The organism is Alteromonas sp. W364 (assembly GCF_031846205.1).
Lineage (GTDB): Bacteria > Pseudomonadota > Gammaproteobacteria > Enterobacterales > Alteromonadaceae > Glaciecola > Glaciecola blandensis.
Window position 1 is genome coordinate 200801 of record NZ_JAVRID010000007.1, and the last position, 21922, is coordinate 222722.

Sequence of the window (21922 nt, forward strand, 5' to 3'; positions counted from 1 at the left end):
CATTGCTTAGAAGCTTTCCCACTCATCATCATCTGATTGTGTTGGAATCACTTTGCGACTTGCTTCTCTTGATTCAGAAGTACTCATCACAGATGGTAATTCTTCAAACTGGCGAGACAAAGGGTCCGCCGTCGACGGACTTTTCATCTCTCTTGGTGCTTCAGCTATACTACTGCGATGACCAATCGCGCTACTTGAACTACGATCCTCTTGATCTAGGCGGAATGTACCTACTCGCTCAGTTAATTCACCTGCCTGCGCCCGCATACTTTCTGCTGCTGCTGCAGATTCTTCAACAAGTGCGGCGTTCTGTTGCGTCATTTCATCCATTTGTGTGACCGCTTTGCTCACTTCGTCAATGCCACTCGCTTGTTCGGCGGAAGCAGCTGCGATTTCGCTCATGATGTCATTCACGCGTTGGATGGAAACCACAATTTCTTTCATGGTGTCACCAGATTGATTAACTAAACTGTTACCGGTTTCCACTTTCGAAACAGAGTCAGAAATTAAATCTTTGATGTCCTTTGCTGCGTTCGCTGAACGTTGTGCTAGGGTTCTTACTTCAGAGGCTACTACTGCGAATCCGCGACCTTGTTCTCCGGCTCTAGCGGCTTCAACGGCCGCGTTTAAGGCAAGAATATTAGTTTGGAAAGCAATGCCATCAATCACACCAATGATGTCAGAGATTTTTCTAGATGATTCATTGATAGAGGCCATTGTTTGGACGACTTCTTGAATCAAATCACCCCCGCTACCCGCAACTTGTGCTGCCTGTGAAGCTAAACCATTTGCCTGGTTAGCATTTTCAGCATTCAGTCGCACGGTACTGGTAATTTCTTCCATACTTGACGCTGTTTCTTCTAGGCTAGAAGCTTGTTGTTCAGTTCGAGTCGACAGGTCTGAGTTGCCCTGTGCGATTTCAGACGAGGCATTATTGATAGTATCAGATGCTTCTCGAATTTTACTGATCACATCTGCAAGGTTAGCGCTGGTGGTGTTGCTATAATTTTTCAGGTCGTTGAATGTGCCTTCGTATTCAGACGTAATACGTTTGGTTAAGTCACCTTCTGAGATAGCTAACAAGACATTGCTCACTTCATTCAAACCAGCCTCAGTCGTTTTGACCAACTGATTTAGGCCTTTCGACATGTTTAAGAAGAAACCGTCTTTGTCTTCTTCGTTTATACGTTTGGTAAAGTCACCGCGCACACTGGCTTCAACCATCTCTGCTATTTCTACTTCAGAGTTGACTTCTTTCGTTCTGTCTAACCATTCGACTACTGTGCCAAGGCGTTCGTTGTCCTTCGATACAATTGGGTTGGCAGTGAGGCGGAAGTGGCGACGCCCAACAGTAATTTCTGACACAAATGCTTCAGTTATCTTCTCTAGAACTGCTTTCTGGTGAGATGGATCTTTATGGAAACGATCTATGCTGTTGCCGAGAATATCGTTAGTATCGAAGTGAGGCATGACTTTACGCAAGTCTGACTCAGCCTCTTTTAGCATTGCTAATTGAGAACGATTCATGTAGATAATATCGCGGTTTGCATCGGCGATCATGATATTCGTTGAAGATGAATCTAGTGCCTCGAGTACACGGGCTACGCGGCGCTCCTCTTCATAGATTTCTGTCATATCTACCCATTCAACCGAATTACCTAAATCATTGCCTTCTTCATCTCGAATGGGATTGATATCAAGCATAAATGACTTACCGCCAAGATCTAAGCGAGCCTTGTGTGTGCCCGTCAGTTGGTCAAGTACGGCATGTTGATGTTTAGGATTGTGGTGGAAGCTATCAATACGCGTACCGATTAAGGTGGCAGCATTGAACTGTGGAAGCGTTTTACGGATTTCCGCTTCACTGTCTTCCATTAGTTTTTTCACGGAGTCATTCATGTAGACAATTTCACGGTCTGCATTCGACATCATGAAACACATGGAGCTTTTGTCAAGCGCCTGCTTGACTTTACTCGCTTCTATTGCGATTAAGGCAGCTTCTTTTAATTGTTCATTTAAAGACGAAAGCTCGTGTTCTAAAATACCCATTTCATCTTTGCGATCAACGTTGAATGTTAAGTCGTAGTCACCGGTAGAAATTTTCTTGAAAGAATGTATTAACTTGCTAGCGGAGGAGTTAACTGAGCGAATAATGATAAATCCGATCAGCATACTGATGAGGAAAAGAATACCGATAGTGAGAAGCGTTGTTCTGCGCTCTGCTGCCGTATTTTCTACGCGCTCTTCAATGATGGTGCGTAGCAGACTAATACTAGTGTTGTGTAGCTTATATAACTGGTTGATTGTTGCTGTATATTCATCGAAGAATCGACCAGATGAGTAAGTCAAGGTGCCGCCGACCAAGACTTCACGTTCAGTTAACGCGACTAAACTGTCTACTTCACTTTTGATCGATGCGCTGGTTTGTCTAAGACTATTCAATCTGTCGTCTGCATCTGAAGCTGAAAGCATGTTGTAGTCAAAGTCTCTCGATGGCGAATCTATGGAATTGACAAAGCCTCTAATAACGCCAATTTCGGCATCAGTAATAGTGCCACTTGCCAATACGCCAGAAGCTGAGCCTCTGACTTTACCCAAAGCATTCGCTAGGCGTGGCAGATTTTCAAAATTCGCTATGATGACGTGGTAACTGGCGGCAGAAGGATCATAACTTAATAAGAAAAACTTCAGTATGTTTGAAATGACACCGTCACTATCAGATAACAGTGCTGAGTGCTCGGCAAAAGACTGACTTTTATTGTACTGTCTCGAATTCACTTTAGATTGCACTGTTTCCCAAGCACTTTCGAGATTGTCTAGTTCCCGAATAACCGTGCTGTCCGCCCCAGCTTCTTTCAGGTCATTTCGTATTTGCGTGATTTGTCTATCTATTTCATTTGCTTTGGTGTTTAGGTTGCTTGAGACCGACTCATCGCCACCAAATAATCGAGCAGACATTCCACGGTGCTCAGCTAAGAGTTTTTTCAACATGACAACTTCTGAAGCTGGTGTTATGCCCAATAGCTCTGTTTCATCCGAGGCTTGACCATCGAGTGAAAGTTGCGTGTAGTAATAAGTCGGTATTGCTAAGCCGACAAGCGCAAGCAGAGCAATAATTGACATTTTGATTGGCAGTTTGATGTTATCAAACACATTAAAGATTTTCATATCACTCTTGCTCCGCTTTTTGGCCTGGATCAAATAGGCCAAGTTCATCACTTGAAATTAATTTTTGGATGTTAACCAGAATAATCATTTGTTCGCTGATTGTGGTCAATCCGTGCAAATATGCACTGTCGAAGGCAACGCCAAACTCAGGCGGAGGCCTTATATCGTCATCTTCCACTTTGATAACATCACTTACTTCATCGACTACAATGCCAACGACTCTATCGCCAATCATTAACATGATCACAATAGTAAATTCGTCATAGGTGGCTTCACCGACTTGGAACTTAATTCGTAAATCGATAATGGGTACTATGTCGCCACGAAGGTTTAACACACCTTTAATATAATCTGGTGCGTTAGCAATTTTGGTTACTGCTTCGTAACCGCGAATTTCTTTTACCGTCATAATGTCCAAGGCATAGTTTTCGTCACCTAATACAAAGGTAAGAAACTCCTGCTGAGAACCTGAAGACATTTGTAGGTCGTTGGCTTTTTGATTAGCTGACAACGGACACCTCCGATTGATGTGGAATAGTGACAACAGATGCAATGGACTCTATATCTAAGATGAGGGCAACACCGCCATCTCCCATAATGGTTGCGCCTGCGACACCTGCTACACGTTTATAATGTTGTTCTAAACTCTTAATAACGACTTGTTGTTGACCCTCTAGGGCATCTACTAATAAACCGAAGCGCTTACGCGCGGTTTCGACAAGTACAACAATTGCCGTAGTGGGATCTGGGTTTGCACCGTCAATTTGCATCAACTCATGCAGGGGCACCAAAGGCCAATATTCTTCGCGGACCCATAACAAGCGATCGTTCCCGATAGTCTTGATTTGCTCAGCTGTTGGTTGCATCGACTCGATGATATTCGTGAGTGGAATAACGAAGGTTTGGTCAGTGACAGACACACACATGCCATCAACAATAGCCAATGTGAGTGGTAAACGAATTCTGAATACGGATCCTTCACCTGCCGTTGATTCAATTTCTACAGCACCGCCAATTGATTCAATGTTCCGTCTGACAACATCCATACCGACGCCGCGTCCGGATACATCGGTGACAGCTTCAGCAGTAGAAAAACCGGGTTCAAATATCAGTTGCCATACTTTGCTATCAGGCATATCTGGGGAAACGTCTAAGCCGTTGGTGATCGCCTTGTCCAGAATACGTTCTCTATTGAGGCCCGCGCCATCATCAGTGATCGTGATAATAATGCTGCCACCGCGTTGTTCGGCATTTAACACAACAGTGCCTTTTCTAGGTTTGCCCGCAGCTTCCCTCACATCGGGCATTTCAACGCCATGGTCAACACTGTTTCTGATCAAATGGGTAAGGGGATCGACCAGTTTCTCGATCATGCCTTTATCGATTTCGGTAGCACCGCCTTCGATAATTAATTCTAAATCTTTTCCTAGCTTGTCAGCTAAGTCACGAACAACTCTTGGGAAGCGGTTAAATGCAAAAGACATGGGAAGCATGCGCATGGACATAACGGCTTCTTGAATTTCACGAATATTTCGCGATAACTCTCCAATCGCACCTTCGAGTTTTTCTTCCACTTCACCATGCACGTCGCGACCAACTATCTTGATCATTGATTGTGTAATGACTAACTCACCAACTAGGTTCACCAGCGAATCAATTTTCATGGTATCGACACGAATTGACGATGACTCTTTTGTTTCGGTTTTTTTACTTGGGCGTTTATCTGCGGCTCTTTTTGTCGTTGGTTTGCTGGCTGTCGCCTTATCTGGTTTATCATTTGAATCTGAAGCTTCGGGAGTATTCTTTGCGACAGTTGGCTGATTAGTGTCGGGCGTTTCAATGTTTGGTGTGTCTTCCGATTGAACTAAAGGTTCATCATCAAAAAAGCCAAAACCATCATCATCTGTGGTATCAGCTGGACCTTTCGCGGCGTTGGATGCATCTTCTTCCGCATAAATACCGTAGCCTTTTTCTTCGATTTGAGCGGTATTTTCTTCAGAGGGTAGAGGTTCAAAAAAGCCAAAATCATCATCATCATCTTGCACAGGAACATCGAAGAATCCAAAACCATCGTCCTCTTCCGTTGTGCTTTCAGGGGCATTTTCGCTCTTGAGCAGTGCTTCTAATTCAACTGTCCCTTTCTCAATTGCACCCCAATCAATGTCATCTTCATTTTGATAACACTCAAGGATATTTTTGAGCGTATCAACAGTGATAAGAAGCTGATCAACAATAGGCTTAGTAATGACGAGTTCGTTTTTTCTAGCAAGATCGAGAATGTTTTCCATCACGTGGGTTAAGCCGGTTAAGGCATCGAAACCAAAAACACCACTCCCACCCTTAATAGAATGAGCTGCACGGAATATACTATTGAGATCTTCAGGATCAGGCTCATCTAGTGACAGTTCCATCAATAGATGTTCCATCTCTTCTAAATGCTCTTGACTCTCTTCAAAGAAAACGCCAAAAAATTGGCTCATGTCTACAGACATTGAGGTCGCCTTTTTTTCTTAAGTGATTGCTTAAGGTAGAACTTTCGCCGCGACGCTCAATAATTTTTGAGGGTCAAACGGTTTTACCATCCATCCGGTGGCCCCAGCAGCGCGACCCTGCGCTTTCATACTATCGCTAGCCTCAGTAGTGAGAACGACAATAGGTGTTGTACGATAGGTTGCCATGCTTCTTAAAGACTTAATAAGCGTTAGGCCATCCATTCGCGGCATGTTCTGATCGGTTATGACGAAGTCGTATTGCATACGCTTGCATAAGTCGAGTGCAGCTTGCCCATCTTCGGCTGTTGTCACTTGGTATTTAGCTGACTTCAATGTCACCTGTACCATTTGACGGATTGATGGTGAATCATCTACTACCAAAATATGTTTACTCATTGGTTAATAGTCTCTCTTCAAGTTAACTTTAGTTTTATTACCGGGTGCAATAACTTCAACGTTTGTGCACAATTTATTGATTAATTCCAATCCTCTGCCGGACAGCGCATCTTCGTCGACATCTTTATCTTTGTTCATATCAAATCCGTTGCCAGAATCTGTGATATCGAATTCGATTTCGCCAGTATCCGGTGTGAAAGCAAGTTTCATGCTAAGTTTTTCTTTTTCGTCAATATTGGCTAATCTTTCTTCTTTCATCTCGATATATTCGGCAAACCCAGCAAAGTCATTTTTGAGTTTTGAATCGAGATCCAGAATGCCGTGATCTAAGCCATTACTGATAAGTTCTGCAAAAACAGTGAATGCTTTTTGTCGCAAGTCACCCACCATGTCGACATTGCGCATTAAACTGTCGAGACAACCTACGATGTCGGCGCTGGCGATCAATCCGCCTTCAATTTCGATGGAAGCGGTTATTTTTCCTGCAGTAGCGGCCACCATTTTTTTCTTATCGTCGTATAAGTGTTTATCCATTAACGCTTCGACTTGTAAGTCGCACATAGATAAATCGTCTACTAGCTCACCTAAGTCATTAAAGACCGTAAATTCATTTACTACCCGACTGACCAGGGGCTCTTTCGAATCATAACGAGTCAGAATGTCGATTAAACGGTCCATGCCGAAAAGGTCACCTAGCGGGTTAGGCTGTTCGATCAAACCGTCACTGAAGAAAAATAAGTTTCTGATAGCGCCTGTATGGATGGTGACTATTGCAGGATCAAAATCTTCAGGATCAAGAATACCCAATGCCATCGAAGTGGACGGATAAAACTCTAACTCTTTATTAGTTTTTAACGCCAAGACGTCAGGCATGCCGCCGTTGAATAATTGTAAATGTTGTCTATGAAAATTAATTTCAACACCAATCAGGGCAACAAACTTGTCATCAGGTAGCTCCACTGCAAGCTTTTTATTTGCCTCGTGTACAATATGTGCAAGTGACAAACCTTTTCGAATCATTGCACGAATCGTTGCCACAAGCGGCAATATGCTGATTGCCGCGGCCAGACCATGCCCCGTTGCATCAGCTAAGATAACGAAGCGGTTGCCGTTTGGTGCGGTATCACAAATAAAGACATCGCCATTAAATGAGCTAGAGGATTGAATATAAGTATCAATACACTCCGATTCACTGACGAGTGATGCTGCAACATGCTCATAAACATATCTTGCTAAACTTTCTTCTTGCTCTTGTTGGTTTAGTAATTTTTCGAGGCGAGCGGTTTTTTGAATGACCTCTTCTTCTTTGTCATAAAGGCCGCGACATCGATTAATTTTATGCCAGAGTAAATCGACACTTATTGGCTTGATCAAAAAGTCGTCAGCGCCTTTGTCAAACGCTTCAGACATGACAATTTGATTGTCTTCGGCGGTGATAATCATTACCGGAAGTTTGTACGGCAGCTCCTTAATAAACGGAACGAAATTGATACCGTCGCCATCTGGAAGGTGGTTGTCGAGCAAAATAAAATCGAAGGCGGAAATCAGAAGCTGATCTTTGCCTGCTTGCAAGTGATCAGCAACAATTGTTTTGCACCCTTTCTCTTCCAAAAACACCTGCAATATTTCAGCAAATAAGGGGTCGTCCTCGATAATGAGTATGCGCATGCGTGGGCTTCTTACGAAATTTCAAATAAACGGTCAAAATTGGCTATCTGTAAAATTTCTTTGGCGTTATCTTTGGCACCACGAATTCTCACAGATATATTTTGGCTTTTGGCTTTCTTTTGAAATAGCACCATCATACCCAAGGCTGAACTATCCAAATAACCTACACGACTGAAATCTAAAGCAATTCGCGTGACGCTTTTATCTTCAAGTATTTGTTGGTACTGCTCTGTGAACTCTTTGTGATAACCAAAATCAAAACGTTCAGGAATTTGCAATGCTTTTTCACTCATGTGTGCCTCTCATTAAAATAAGTCGATGTCGCCGGCGTCCATGCTGGTGGCTGAAACGGGGTTGTGATTGTTCATCTTCCGCGCTTTCATTTCTTCTAAATACTCGTGTATTTCTTCTGTCACTGTGTCGATATTATCCAATGATAAAGATTCTATGTGTTCGCGGATAAAGGCCAGTGAACGCCTAGTAAATTCTAAGTTTTGTCCATTAATATCGCCAAACTGAAGCCCTCTAATTGCAGTTCCTAAAGAGTCTTCAAGCTGTCTGGCTGTTTCCTCTAGGCCACTAGTGACTTCTGAATCAGATTCCGCTTTCCTGATAATACTGGTGAGTGCATCGTTAATTTCTTTCTTAGCGTCTATCACGTAGCTCACATCGTAAGAAGCCAGCTCGCCAACTTCTGATGTCAATGATTCAATTTGTTGGGTCATGTTTTTTAGCCGGGCTTGAATAGCGTCACTGAATTCTGAAGAGCGATTAGACAAAGAGCGAACTTCGTCGGCTACTACAGCGAATCCTCGGCCATGCTCACCGGCGCGAGCGGCTTCTATTGCTGCATTCAATGCTAATAGGTTGGTCTGGTCAGCAATACTATCGATATCTTTGAGTGCTTTCATGACTTGGGGAACGCTTTCGTATATTTGCGTCACCCTTTCTAAAAGTTCCATTGAGGAGGCCGACATCTCTACTGTGGATTGAATGAACTTGTCCAGTGTTACCGCAGTGTTGTCAGCAAATGAACGCATACGTTCGCTGTACATCTCGGTGCTTCCATCATCGGTAGCTAATTCGTCCACATCTGCCTGAATGAGTTTCTGAATGGTATTCGTCTGCACTTCAACCAAATCTTGTAAAGTAGTAAAACTGGTACTTAAGGTGGTTACAGCATCATCTTGAGTACTGTATATGTCACTTAAGTTCTTTTCACACTCAGACAATGTTGGCACAAACTCGTGCTTTAGCGACTCCAAATGACCAAAGGATTGATTCAGTTTGTTCGAAGCGCTTGCTTCTGCGTCATTTGTGTCATTCGCGGCATCTGAGCCCAAATTGGCTCCCTGCGAGAAAAGAAAGATCGCGATTAGCCCTACGCTATTGAGTAAAATACCTATATACGCAAGGTCAAAAGAAACAAAAAGAACTGAGGCTGCAACTATCGGCACGATCAGTGAGATAGTTTTTAAAGACAGGCTACTCATGGTTTTCCAACTATTATTTTCATACAAAATAAACCTAAAATCACATGGGATCAACGACAAATATAGGGCGGATTTCGCCAATAATTTGACACGTATGCCGCGAACCGTATGGCTCGCGGAAGTGGTGTTTATTTATTGTTCACTGGTCTTTAGGTTATCGTGCAGAAACAGAAAACATTTAGCCTTGATTCAGTGAATTTTCAACATGTTGTGCAAATGGTTCGGCTTTCATGAACCCGGTTACACGAGACCGAGGCAGTTCATACCCATTTTTGTCAAAGAAAAGTATGGTTGGTAATCCGGTAATATCAAAATACTCTTGAAATTCTAGTCCTTCAGGGGTGTTATCGGTTAGATCGATTTGCATCCATACGGTGTTTTCAAGGGCTTTAATAACCTCAGGCTCAGGAAAAGTGCGTGCTTCAAACTCTTTACATGCGACGCACCAGTCTGCGTATAAGTCGACCATCACTGATTTGCCTTCGGCGCTGGCAGCAGCTACCTTTCCAAACAAATCTTCTAAGTTCTTAACCACCACAAACTCAGGGTGGCCTTTTTCGTTCAGCTTTGAGCCACCATCCGTGCCTGAGGCGGTGCTTGCGGAGACACTGTTGAAAGCAAGCGAATGCCAACCGAGTTTGGCTGTTGTACTTAAACCAAACACAATCGACGAAACGAGTCCAATCATGATGATTAGGGTTCTTATGCCTTTCAAGAAGGTAGTTTGTGTATCTTGGTTAACCACAAACCAATATGTAAATGTGGCCAAACCAAGCGCTACCCATAACAACAGCGTCCAATCTGCAATAATAAAGCGTTCAACAAACAAGATTGCCACACTAAGCATCATGAAACCGAAGCTAACTTTAACTACATTCATCCACTGGCCCGCTTTTGGCAGTAGCTTACCGCCGCTCATGCCAAATAATATAAGAGGAATACCCATACCTAAACTTAAGGCATAGAGCGCTGTAAAACCAAGTACGAGGTCACCACTTTGGGCAATGACTAACAGTATGGCTGTGAGAGGGGCAGTGGTGCATGGTGAGGCAACTAGGCCTGATATAACACCCATGATAAACACACCGACAGGGTTGCCTGCTTTCTGACTATTGCTCACACCGTTAAGCTTTTCCTGCCACTTTGATGGCAACTGAATTTCATAACCACCAAACATCGCTATCGCTAGCGCCACAAACAGAATAATGAATACGATTAATACTACGGGTGACTGCAATGCTGCTTGAAATTGGACACCTGCTGATGCTACGACTAAGCCTAATAATGAGTACGTAATAGCCATGCCTTGCACGTAAACAAACGACAAGAAAAAGGCGCGAGATGTGGTGAGCTTATTTTTGCCAGCCCCAACAATAATACTGGATAAGATCGGATACATGGGAAATACGCAAGGTGTGAAGGCCAAGCCCAAACCAAGTAGTACAAATAAGCCCAGCGTAATGAGCAAGCTTTCATTCGATAAAAGGCGATCGGCAAGCTCAAACTGTTCTGATTGCGGTGCATTGCTATTGCTAGCTCCACTTGAAGCGTTGTTCGTTTCGCCACTGTCGTTTCCATAAGCATTTAAATAAATGACTTTGGTCGTCGGTGGGTAGCACAAGCCCGCAGTGGCACAACCTTGATAGCGAAGCTTGAAGACAGCGTCTTGTTCAGCATTATTAATTGAATACTCGACGGTCATGTCGTCAAAGAAAACTTCCGACACACCGAAAAATTCGTCTTCAATTTCAGTCGACTCTGGATAGATTGGTTCTGCGATATCCGCATTTTTGACCACAGTCTTAAATTGTTTTTTGTACAGGTAGTAGCCTTCAGCGATATCCCAATGAACAAGCAATTTGCCATCGACCTGCTCATATTCGAAACCAAAGGCCTCCTCAACTTTCAAAAAAGTAGCTTGCTCTTCAAATAAGGCCTGTAATGGATCTGCTTTCGTTTGTGCAACTTCGCTATTTCCGCTCGCTACTGCGGTAAGAAAAATCTCATTTGATTTAGGTGGATAGCATAATCCAGCCTCTGCGCAGCCTTGGTAGCGAATGTTAACGACGGCATCATTTTCAGCTAGGGTAATGGGATAAACCACTTCCATGTCTTGCTTAAACACCTCAGACAAGCCAAAGTATTCATCTTCAATTTCAACAGAAGGAGGAAAGACGGGTTGTCCAAGCACTGCACCTTCAGTATCGATATTGAATTGTTTTTTATATAAATAGTAGCCATCAGCAATGTCCCATTTCACGACCAACTCATTTCCGCGTTGCTCGAAGTCCATTTTAAAAGCCTGTTCGACTTTCAAAAACGTAGGGGTATCTTGGAATAATGATTGAGGCGAGGCATCAATTTGTGCGTTACACGCCTGTGGATACAGCATTACCGCTGTCATTGCGACAAGTATCCACGACCTTAGTGACATTTTAAATTGCTGAAAAAACTTCATATTTGGCTTAAACCTTTTATCCAATTGTGTGCAAGTATGTATTGTTATGGGTGTTGCATGCAACAAGACCCGCCGTAACCGCGTCTTCTTTCGCATACGTTTCACAAAAAAGGGGGTCAGAGTTAATTTCCACATTTCTCTTTCAAGCTTAAGCAGCCCTTTACCAATAGAAACACGCTTTTCGGCGTCCTGCCCGCTCTCAAACGGCATCCTTGCCGTTTGAACGTTTCTATTGGTAAAGAGCTGCTCAAACTAGGAGAAATGTGGAAATTAACTCTGACCCCTTTTTTTTGCGTCGAGTATCCCAACATCCTTAGATATACGTTAAAAATATTAACGCAGACTTAAATTGAGTGGAGAAAGCATGTTCGGACGATTATTTATATTATTTGCAGTGCTCCCCATTCTGGAAATTATGCTGCTTATCAATGTTAGCGACAATATTGGGGGATGGAATACCTTCGCTTTGGTACTGATCACGGCATTTTTGGGCGCCTACTTTGTGCGCCGAGAGGGCACCGCAACCTTGCAAGACGTGCAAGTCAAAATGGCTCAAGGGCAGATGCCGGGTAAAGAGTTAAGTGAAGGCTTGTTATTACTCGTCGCTGGTGTACTGCTCGTAACGCCAGGTTTTATTACCGATATTCTGGGGCTTCTTTTCACTCTCCCTTTTACTCGCGCACCCATTGCGGCTGCAATCGTGAAATCGTTTATGCAATCAGGAAAAGTTCAGGGACAATTCTCGTTTCATCAACAAGGCTTCCAATCGCAAGGCCGCTCTCCGTTTGAGCACGCGAATAAAGATGACGACGTTATTGATGGAGAGTATGAAGATAAAACCCAAGGTGAGCCGTCAACAAGCGATTCTCGGAACAATGAAGACAATCAAAAAATCGTCTGAATTAGGTTTTTTTTTTGAAAAGACCTTGAGTTCTTTAAGCTTAACCCCACTTAATTCGCAACTCACAGTTCGAGGGCTTGAAAATCAAGCACTAAAAACGCATTCGGGTGCGCCTGAATGTTTAACTTAACACTACCAATATTGGAATTTTCAGGAGATTTGAAAATGGCAATTCGTCCTTTACATGACCGCGTAATCATCAAACGCGAAGAACAAGAAAGCAAATCAGCTGGCGGGATCGTACTGACTGGCTCTGCTGCTGAAAAATCAACTCGCGGTAAAGTTATCGCTGTCGGCAATGGTCGCGTTTTAGAAAACGGCGACGTAAAAGCCTTAGACGTAAAAGTAGGCGACCTAGTAATTTTCAGTGAAGGCTACGGCGTGAAAACTGAAAAGCTAGAAGGTGAAGAAGTGCTTATCCTAAGTGAAAGCGACATCTTGGCAATTGTTGAGTAAGACTCAGTAAACAAAATACAGTGATTTAGGTCGGTTGTTTCGACGAAACAGCCAAACCAAAGAAACAAATATAGAGGAAGATAATTATGTCAGCGAAAGAAGTACGTTTTGGTATTGATGCTCGCAACAAAATGCTTAACGGCGTAAATGTTTTAGCTAATGCAGTAAAAGTAACGTTAGGGCCAAAAGGTCGTAATGTTGTTTTGGATAAGTCATTTGGTTCTCCAACCATTACTAAAGATGGTGTTTCAGTTGCTAAAGAAATCGAATTAGAAGATAAATTCGAGAATATGGGCGCTCAAATGGTGAAAGAAGTTGCTTCTAAAGCCAATGATGAAGCCGGTGACGGAACAACTACTGCAACCGTTCTAGCACAAGCTATCGTAACTGAAGGCTTGAAATCAGTTGCTGCGGGTATGAACCCAATGGATCTTAAGCGCGGTATCGACAAAGCGGTTATTGCAGCGGTTGAAGAACTTAAAGCGCTATCCACTGAGTGTGCTGACTCTAAAGCGATAGCCCAAGTTGGTACTATCTCTGCTAACTCTGACGAAGTTGTCGGTCAAATCATTGCTGAAGCAATGGACAAAGTGGGTAAAGAGGGTGTTATTACTGTTGAAGAAGGTCAGGCTCTGCAAAATGAGTTGGACGTTGTTGAAGGTATGCAGTTCGACCGTGGTTACCTTTCTCCGTACTTCATCAATAACCAGGAAAGCGGTTTAGTTGAACTTGAAGCGCCATTCATCTTGTTAGTTGATAAAAAAATCAGCAGCATTCGTGAGTTGTTACCAACACTAGAAGCTGTCGCAAAAGCTAACAAACCTTTGCTTATCATCGCTGAAGACCTAGAAGGCGAAGCATTAGCCACTTTAGTTGTGAACAACATGCGCGGCATTGTGAAAGTAGCAGCGGTTAAAGCCCCTGGTTTCGGTGACCGTCGTAAAGCAATGCTTCAAGATATCGCTACACTAACTGGCGGTACGGTCATTTCCGAAGAGATTGGTCTTGAGCTTGAAAAAGTTCAACTTGAAGATTTAGGCACAGCAAAACGCGTTGTTATCACTAAAGACAATACGACTATTGTAGATGGTGCTGGCGAGCAAGACGGTATCGAAGGTCGTTGTAATCAAATTCGTGCACAAATTGAAGAATCAACTTCTGACTACGACAAAGAAAAGCTACAAGAGCGTTTAGCTAAGCTTTCAGGTGGTGTTGCGGTAATTAAAGTTGGCGCAGCAACTGAAGTTGAAATGAAAGAGAAGAAAGCTCGTGTTGAAGATGCATTGCATGCAACACGCGCAGCCGTTGAAGAAGGTGTTGTCCCTGGTGGTGGTGTTGCATTGGTGCGAGCTGCAGCAAAACTAGCTGAACTGACTGGCGACAACGAAGACCAAACGCTAGGTATTAAACTAGCACTTCGTGCAATGGAAGCGCCTTTACGTCAAATCGCTTCTAACGCCGGTGCAGAAGCATCAGTTGTGACCAACGCTGTTAAGAACGGTTCAGGAAACTACGGATACAACGCTGGTAACGATACTTACGGCGATATGTTGGAGATGGGTATCCTAGATCCAACTAAAGTAACTCGTTCAGCACTTCAATTTGCAGCCTCTATCGCTAGCTTAATGATTACAACTGAAGCGATGGTTGCTGAGCTACCTAAAGAAGATGCACCTGCAATGCCTGATATGGGCGGCATGGGCGGAATGGGTGGTATGGGCGGCATGATGTAATCAATTTGATTGCATTCAGCTTGTAGCAAACGCTTTCGCAATGTTGCAATATGTAAATGATAAAAGCCCGCAGAACGCAAAATTCTGCGGGCTTTTTTGTGAATTAATCTATGCTTTATGAATGAACTGGGAAAACAACAAGAGGCACTATGAAACAAATGTGGAATGAGCGCTATGCCGCTGAAGAGTATGCATACGGTGAAGCGCCAAACGCGTTTCTTAAGCAGTTTTTAGACACTTATCAGCCTCGCGGCAATATCCTACTGCCTGCCGAAGGTGAAGGAAGAAACGCTGTTTATGCAGCTAAAATCGGCTTGAGTGTGTTTGCATTTGATATCAGCGAAGAGGGTAAGAAAAAGGCGCTAGCGCTTGCTCAACGCGAAAAAGTAAGTATAGATTATAAAGTATTAGATATGAGTGATATTGCATTGAAAGATAGCGAGTACGATGCAGTCGCGCTTGTTTTTGCACATTTTCCTTCTAGTCATCTTCACGAATACCATCGCAAAATTGCGAAAACAGTAAAGCCCGGCGGCTTCATTTGTTTAGAAGCTTTTGCGTTAGGTCATGAGGAGTTCCAGCGTTCAAACCCAAAGGCTGGTGGTCCAAAAGATACCGATATGCTTTTTACAACAGAGTTAATAAAGCGTGATTTCCCCGAATTCACCCAATTATTGTTAGAAGAGTGCGAAGTGAAGCTGCTTGAAGGTAAGTTTCACGATGGTAAAAGCAAGGTCTTAAGATTCATAGGTAAAAAGATGTAACGAAGACCGATATGACTTTGAGACGCATTACAGACTGCTATGTCTGTAATGCCGGTGAGGATATAAAGTGCATAGCTAGAACGAATGCAGATAGGCCAAGGTGATAAAATCTAGCCCAGGGTTTTTTGTATTGAATCCACCATTAGAATAATGAATGTAGCGTAACGCAACTTGCGCTGTTTCCTCTTCGTTTATACTCATGACCAACCCAATTCTATCCTCGAATTGATAATAACTTCCGATATTAACCCCACCAAACTTTTCTTCATGAACATATGCTACGCCAATACCAAATTCGACTGCCAGTGGGTAGCGCTCTGAGAAGCTAGGAATACTTTTCAGGAATACTGGTGATAAAGATAGGCCATAGGTCGCTTCGTTCTTTGCGCTGCCATGTATATCAAAAAGATTAAGACTCGCTTCCCACTCAAGTTTTGTTTCTCCAATTAAGGGGAGATCAAAAGTATGCTTAATGTCTGGACGATATGCGATGCGCATTCCATGCATGTCCGAAGTCCCCGTCATATACTCTATTGACGCTTTTTGGGTATTTGTATTTTGCTGCTCTGCAATTGCAAGTGATGAACTGAATGCGATGATTAAAGCTGAAACTGAAAGTACGGTGTTTCGAAGATGTTGACCGATGAATGTTTTACCCTTGGTTTGCATGTAGATCCCTAATATTTATGTATACGTTTTGTGCCTGCCATCAAATGCTCTGTCCAAAGTTCGAACACATCAACCTTGATGATCAGACGACTCGTTTATTACTACTTATTTAATTGATGACTCAAGTACTTGATCACTCATGTACTTGATATCTGATGTATCAGCAATACTTAAGCCAATAATTGGAATAATCCGTGGACCATAAGCTATTTCTAAAAGTCCAATATAATCAATTGCTTATGGTTTTTTGGGCGTGATGGAATGAGCGCAATAATCAAACACTGCATTTTACTCGGTAAAAATGAGACGAACTTACCTGTTACCGTGTATAAATTACAAATTACTTTGCCCTCCTGAAGTAAAAAGCAATATAAAACAGAAGGTTAAATCTTGGTATCTTTCTGGCATTACGCTTACTAAAGTTTGAAGCGCAGTGGAAAGTCACTGCACAAACCCAGTTTATTAATCGCAAAATAAAAGGACCATAAAATGAATAAGACAATGAAAACATTAGGCATCGTCAGTAGCGTATTATTGCTTCTACTATCTGCAGGCTGCGCAACTATAGAAGGTGCAGGTAAAGACATTGAAGCTGCAGGTGAAGCAGTTCAAGACGCCGCTGACAACGAGTAGTTTGCAATAGTTCTATTGGGTCTCGTGGGAACGTGAAACCTTTGGTTCTCAGTTCTTGCGAGCTTGATTTTTCGACATTTACCTACGCTCCACTCCCTAGTCTAGCATTAGATCTATCCAAACAAGACGGTGATCAGAAGAGCTTTTCCTGTCCTCGACTAAGCGAAAGAGTGGATCCTCGCGCTTAGGCCAAAATACGCCGCTATCGTAAACGTTCAGACCAGTAGACGGTAAAACATAATCAACTCGGCTTCTCCACGCTGCGGTGTGTGATGCAGAGTAAGGGTTGTCCGGAGAGTGTTGCTCTCCACCCTCACTTGTCGGTGCTTTCGAGTCATTAACTAGGGGGTGGTTTAATAAATCAATAATGCCGCGCTTTATACTACTGCCTTCATTCGGTGATGAATTCAGATCGCCAGCCACAATAAAATGGTCACCTGTAAGGCCTCCCTGTTTACCTTGGTCGTCGGTAATGTAAGACGCTTTTGTGGACCCAGTGATGTAGTCTACCCAAAATCGGATCTCGTCGTGATTGCGTTTTCCATTTCTATCTTCAAATCCATCAAAAGAAGGCGGCGTAGGGTGACTTGCCAATAGGTGAATTGTCTTGTCACCTATTTGGATCGGTACGTCCCAATGAGATTTAGACGATAAACGTAAGATATCTCTCGCTTCTTCACTATAGTAGTGGCTACCATCCTCATTAATGACATCATTCAAAAGGTTGCCTGGCATATCCTTCCACAAAAAGTACTGAAAAGTTCGAACGTCTTGTGTCTTAATTGGATACTTGCTGAGAATGGCCATACCATAATGACCAGGGTATAAGCCAAAGCCAAAAGCGTCCTGACGAACACCGCTAGCAACACCGTCTCGGTCTAAATCAAGGCCAGAATCGACACCAGTGTTGACCGGTGCGGAATAAGCGTAGGGGTAGTCAATACTGTCAAGGCCTGCATGTGCTTGGTTAAGGTAGTTCTCGATAAACCATGCTATATCTTGTGGCGCATTTGCGCTGTAGTCGAACTCGTTGAGAAGTATGATATCTGGACGGATGCCCTGAATAATTTCAGCAATATTTTTGATTTGGGAATGCTGACCACTTTGCAGGTGCTTAGAGAGCTCGTTACCTTGCGGCTCTTGCCCTCTTTCTACGTAATTGCTTGCTTCCATACTCACATTGAAAACAGCAAGCCTTATCTTTTTCCTATCATTCGATTTAGCGGGTGAAGCGAAACAAAAGCTCATAGTAATGGCACAAAGTAGTAATGAATATTTCATTAGGGATAACCTTAATCCGTGATGCGTAAAAAATATACGAGAAATACCTACGCTGCAACCAAAGTTTTAGTCTAAGGCAATGATTTACCTGACGCGTTTTACTTGTGAACATCAATCGCTTTCTAAATACGTGTAACGATTTATATTGCGCTCTAAGTCTAACTAGCGTATACCGCGCTGATCCTTTTTATTATTAACGAATGCATAAATGCAAGCCCTACAGAGCCTTACCCTAGGCCACAGTGAATCTCCGTTTGATGCACTATTTGAGAGAATAGCCCAAGATCTTATAAAGCATGGATTCACGGGGATAGTCCTGCTGGCGCGCTTTGGTTGCAATGGACTCAAGCACTACAAGTTTATCTGAACAGGCGCTTGTTTTTAGGCTTGTTCTCTTTCGAGAGTCACTTTGCCCATTATGCACCCGGGCACTTTTATAAGCGTCACCTTGACGCTTTCAAGGGCGAAGCAAATCGAGTGCTTTCATTGGTTACATATTTAAACCCAGAATGGTCAAAATCTGATGGGGGTGAGCTGGTGATTTACGAAAACACTGGCGACACGGTTGGCCGAAGCGTTTCTCCTGAATTTGGCACTCTCGCTGTTTTTTTAAGTGAGGAGTTTGAGCACGAGGTGAAAGCGGCCACGCGTGACCGATACTCTATAGCTGGCTGGTTCCGTTTGAATAGCAGCACGACTGATAAAGTGGATCCGCCTCGCTAGCTTAGATCTTGTCTTCGCAGGATGACTCAACACACCCTAATAATCACTTGAACATTACTCTAAAATAGCATAACGTAAATGATAATCATTATCATTTAAGTGTTGGGGAGGATTCGCTTTGGAACAACTTACTTTTTCATCTTTAGAGTTAGCGGTTAAGGCTGAACAACAAATGCCAGAAGCTAATACTATCAATATATATGTTTATCTTGGCCTTGAGCGAGCAAAGTCTTTCGGTAGTGTTGAGCAAACCAAGCGTGCACACTTACGAGTGGTCAATACACTGCTTGAAACGATGTGTGACGACTGCCTATCACTTCGATGGCGAACTGCTTGTTACAAGTGGATAAAAAAACTGATGCCTCTTTTGTTCGAATTGTTGCATAAAGACGATTATTGGCAACGTGTTGCTGATGTAAAACTGTTGCACACTTACTTTTTGAAAGACAAGAAAGAGCTTCATCCGCTTACCACTCAAAATACGATGACACGTGATGAGCAATCACCAAAGCGTGAAGGATAGGAGTCGACTGCTTATGAAACCACACAAGTCATATTCAATTTAGTGCCTAGGTCGCCGCAACTCATCACAACTATGACCTCTAATGCCATTATGTTAGCCGATGCATACAAAGAAACCTCACATTACCAAGCAAGTATGTGGGTGCTTGAATGCACTCAAGATCGTTTACAAGCTGATATTTTGAAACAGCATGAGCTATGTACAAAAGTTGTCTTTTTCAAACATTGCGCAGACATCGTTAAACAAGCGATAGAGGAGCTGAAAGCCATCACCTTGAATAGCTCCTTTTATGGTAATGTAAATAAGAGTGATTATCATTTGCATTAAGGTGTTGCGTTTTGTATGATCTCGGCAAGTTAAAAACAGCCTTGTCTTACTCAAAATGGAATACAACTTCATGCTACAACATAAAAAAGCTCACCCACTTTCGCTCACTATTATTCTTGCCCTCGGTATTCAAACGGTGGTGAGCGCTGAAGAAAGTGAGGAGACCAACGCTTCATCTGTCGAAAAAATAACGGTCACTGGAAGCTACTTAGAAGGCTATAATGCACACAGCGCAAGTGGCGCCTCGCGCATGGAATTGGCCATAAAAGATATTCCTCAATCGGTATCAGTGATCACCAGCGCACAGCTTCAAGATTTTCAACTTACCGATGTCAACCTTGCTTTAGACACCGCGACAGGTGTCAATGTGGAAAGAATTGAAACTGACCGCACTTATTACACTGCCCGAGGTTTTGACATTACCAACTTCCAAATTGACGGCATTGGATTACCCTTGACCTCAGGTAACAATCACGCTGGCGATGACACGGCAGTGTATGATCGAATTGAAGTTATTCGCGGCGCAAACGGTTTGATGACAGGTGTTGGCAACCCTTCGGCAACGGTTAATTATATTCGTAAACGTCCTGGCCAAGACAATGAGTTACAAGTTAGAGGTACGCTGGGTAGCTATGATTTATACCGACTGGAAGCTGACGGTACCTATCAGATCAGTGATAGCGTGTCTGCTCGTGGTGTTTTAGTTCAGCAGGACCAAAACTCATATTTGGATCGTTATGGCCGGGAAAGTCAACTCGCATATGTCTTTGTGAACGCTGACTTAAGCGAAAACACTCAAATATCATTCAGTCATAGCTACAACAACAGTGATGCGACCGGTAATTTGTGGGGAGCCTTACCTCTATATTATACCGACGGTAGCGCGACAGATTATGATCGAGGTACCAGCACTTCTGCGAATTGGTCGAATTGGCAAGTGGTAACGAATAACTCGGTGTTTGAATTGAATCATGCACTATCCAGTGATTGGGGATTAAGAGCAACTTATTCTCGCAAAACGACTGATGAAGATAGTGAATTGTTCTATGTGTTCGGCACGCCAGACCGCGAAACTGAGTTGGGCTTAACAGGTTACGCTAGTGAATATATTCTTGATGATGAGCATGATCTGTTTGACCTGTACCTAGATGGTGAATTTGCTCTTTTTGGTCGAGATCACCAATTGGTGCTTGGTGTCAATTATTCTAGCCTAAGTTATACCGACCGCTCCTTGTATGACTTCACAACAGGCAATGGTTTTCCAGCAATCCCCAATTTAAACACGTGGGATGGCAATGCGGTTTTTCCTACTTTGATAGATGGTGAAAATGGAAGTAAGGTTGACCAAAGTCAGAAGGCAGTGTACTTCACAACGCGCTTGAATCTGTTTGAAGGTTTTCACGTGATGCTAGGTGGCCGACACAATGATTGGGAAGCAGAGGGCGAGTCTTACGGCGTCGACAGAGATGTAAGTGATTCTGACTTTATTCCTTACGCAGGGGTCGTTTATGACATTACCGATGACCTGAATGTTTACGCTAGCTACACTGAAACATTCCAAGCGCAAAATGAACTCGATATCAACAACCAGCAACTTGATCCTGTGGTGGGTGAAAGTCAGGAAGTTGGTTTTAAAATGAGTTTATTCGACGACGGTGCAATTGCAAACTTGACCTATTTTGATGTTCAGCAAACGAACCTAGCCATTGTCGACCCTAGCACCGTTAACTTACCGCCAGAATTAGTGCGTTATGTTGGAAGTGAAGGCATCGGTAGTCACGGTTTTGAATTTGATATTGCAGGTGAAGTATTAACGGGTTTGAACCTTAGTTTAGGTATTACTGACTTTTCAGTTAGCGGTGAGCAAACCGTCGCTGATTTTACGCCCAGTACGATGGTAAAAGCAGCGGCTTTGTATGAACCGAGTGAACTTAATGGATTGTCTCTTGGTTTGAATGTTCGCTGGCAAAGCAGCATTTCTCGATTACAAGGCACGGTAGCAGACGGTTTCAGTAATGCTGGTGCTGATATAGTGACTGAGCAAGATGCCTATGCCATTGCCGATCTACTCGTAAAATATCAAGTAAATGATGCTGTCTCGCTAAACTTTAACGTCTTCAACATCAGTGATGAAAAGTATCTAACGAGTTTGTATTGGGCTCAATCATATTATGGTTCCCCACGTTCTTTTAGCGCTAGTGTTTCGTGGTTGTTTTAAACCAAGCTCGGTCTTAAAA

18 protein-coding genes and 1 pseudogene are annotated in these 21922 nt (G+C 43.1%); 9 read left to right on the forward strand and 10 right to left on the reverse strand.

Features of this window, described 5'->3' with window-relative positions; all coding sequences use genetic code 11:
- Positions 1 to 6: 6 nt before the first annotated feature.
- The 8 genes from RM556_RS17355 to RM556_RS12995 form a co-directional block, all read right to left on the reverse strand.
- A complete protein-coding gene (locus RM556_RS17355) occupies positions 7 to 3216 on the reverse strand; it encodes a methyl-accepting chemotaxis protein (RefSeq protein ID WP_409220089.1) in 3210 nt (1069 codons plus the stop codon).
- Complete coding sequence (locus RM556_RS12965) at positions 3170 to 3646, reverse strand: chemotaxis protein CheW (protein WP_311374810.1); 477 nt, start codon at positions 3644 to 3646, stop codon at positions 3170 to 3172. Before RM556_RS12965 ends, RM556_RS17355 begins: the two co-directional genes overlap by 47 nt.
- 22 nt (positions 3647 to 3668) lie before the next feature.
- Positions 3669 to 5660, reverse strand: coding sequence for a chemotaxis protein CheA (locus RM556_RS12970; protein ID WP_311362390.1), 1992 nt, complete (start codon positions 5658 to 5660; stop codon positions 3669 to 3671).
- Between the two features lie 30 nt (positions 5661 to 5690).
- Entirely contained in the window at positions 5691 to 6056 is a 366-nt protein-coding gene (locus tag RM556_RS12975) for a response regulator (RefSeq protein WP_311362389.1), read from the reverse strand.
- 3 nt (positions 6057 to 6059) lie between these two features.
- A complete protein-coding gene (locus tag RM556_RS12980; RefSeq protein WP_311362388.1) occupies positions 6060 to 7724 on the reverse strand; it encodes a fused response regulator/phosphatase in 1665 nt (554 codons plus the stop codon).
- Between the two features lie 11 nt (positions 7725 to 7735).
- Entirely contained in the window at positions 7736 to 8017 is a 282-nt protein-coding gene (locus RM556_RS12985; protein ID WP_311362387.1) for an STAS domain-containing protein, read from the reverse strand.
- Between the two features lie 12 nt (positions 8018 to 8029).
- Positions 8030 to 9217: a methyl-accepting chemotaxis protein gene (locus tag RM556_RS12990; RefSeq protein WP_311362386.1), complete on the reverse strand. Its 1188-nt coding sequence runs from the start codon at positions 9215 to 9217 to the stop codon at positions 8030 to 8032.
- 178 nt (positions 9218 to 9395) lie between these two features.
- Positions 9396 to 11675: a protein-disulfide reductase DsbD gene (locus RM556_RS12995; RefSeq protein WP_311374779.1), complete on the reverse strand. Its 2280-nt coding sequence runs from the start codon at positions 11673 to 11675 to the stop codon at positions 9396 to 9398.
- A 364-nt stretch (positions 11676 to 12039) separates the two neighbouring features.
- On the opposite strand from RM556_RS12995, the gene RM556_RS13000 reads away from it, so the two are divergent.
- The 4 genes from RM556_RS13000 to RM556_RS13015 all read left to right on the forward strand — a co-directional run bounded on the left by RM556_RS13000 (position 12040) and on the right by RM556_RS13015 (position 15529).
- Positions 12040 to 12576 (forward strand): FxsA family protein, encoded by a 537-nt coding sequence (locus RM556_RS13000; RefSeq protein WP_311362384.1) that lies wholly within the window; start codon positions 12040 to 12042, stop codon positions 12574 to 12576.
- A gap of 165 nt (positions 12577 to 12741) precedes the next feature.
- Positions 12742 to 13032, forward strand: a complete 291-nt coding sequence (locus RM556_RS13005; protein WP_311362641.1) for a co-chaperone GroES — start codon at positions 12742 to 12744, stop codon at positions 13030 to 13032.
- A gap of 86 nt (positions 13033 to 13118) precedes the next feature.
- Positions 13119 to 14765, forward strand: a complete 1647-nt coding sequence (gene groL, locus RM556_RS13010) for a chaperonin GroEL (RefSeq protein WP_311362383.1) — start codon at positions 13119 to 13121, stop codon at positions 14763 to 14765.
- Between the two features lie 149 nt (positions 14766 to 14914).
- Positions 14915 to 15529: a class I SAM-dependent methyltransferase gene (locus tag RM556_RS13015; RefSeq protein ID WP_311374780.1), complete on the forward strand. Its 615-nt coding sequence runs from the start codon at positions 14915 to 14917 to the stop codon at positions 15527 to 15529.
- Between the two features lie 75 nt (positions 15530 to 15604).
- On the opposite strand, the gene RM556_RS13020 is transcribed toward RM556_RS13015, so the two are convergent.
- The gene (locus RM556_RS13020; RefSeq protein ID WP_311374781.1) at positions 15605 to 16198 is read right to left on the reverse strand and encodes an acyloxyacyl hydrolase; all 594 of its coding nucleotides are present in this window, start codon (positions 16196 to 16198) and stop codon (positions 15605 to 15607) included.
- 489 nt (positions 16199 to 16687) lie between these two features.
- Between RM556_RS13020 and RM556_RS13025 the strand changes: the two genes are divergently transcribed.
- Positions 16688 to 16831, forward strand: coding sequence for an entericidin A/B family lipoprotein (locus tag RM556_RS13025; protein ID WP_311362380.1), 144 nt, complete (start codon positions 16688 to 16690; stop codon positions 16829 to 16831).
- Positions 16832 to 16927: 96 nt separating this feature from the next.
- Here the strand turns inward: RM556_RS13025 and RM556_RS13030 are convergent, their stop codons facing one another.
- A complete protein-coding gene (locus tag RM556_RS13030) occupies positions 16928 to 18112 on the reverse strand; it encodes an endonuclease/exonuclease/phosphatase family protein (RefSeq protein WP_311362379.1) in 1185 nt (394 codons plus the stop codon).
- Between the two features lie 297 nt (positions 18113 to 18409).
- Between RM556_RS13030 and RM556_RS13035 the strand changes: the two are divergent.
- From RM556_RS13035 to RM556_RS13050, 4 genes and pseudogenes are all read left to right on the forward strand, one after another.
- Positions 18410 to 18835, forward strand: a pseudogene (locus RM556_RS13035) (2OG-Fe(II) oxygenase); the annotation flags it as partial.
- A gap of 118 nt (positions 18836 to 18953) precedes the next feature.
- Positions 18954 to 19358: a hypothetical protein gene (locus RM556_RS13040; protein WP_311362378.1), complete on the forward strand. Its 405-nt coding sequence runs from the start codon at positions 18954 to 18956 to the stop codon at positions 19356 to 19358.
- 72 nt (positions 19359 to 19430) lie between these two features.
- Positions 19431 to 19685, forward strand: a complete 255-nt coding sequence (locus tag RM556_RS13045; RefSeq protein WP_311374782.1) for a hypothetical protein — start codon at positions 19431 to 19433, stop codon at positions 19683 to 19685.
- 70 nt (positions 19686 to 19755) lie between these two features.
- Positions 19756 to 21903: a TonB-dependent siderophore receptor gene (locus RM556_RS13050; protein ID WP_311374783.1), complete on the forward strand. Its 2148-nt coding sequence runs from the start codon at positions 19756 to 19758 to the stop codon at positions 21901 to 21903.
- Positions 21904 to 21922 lie beyond the last annotated feature (19 nt).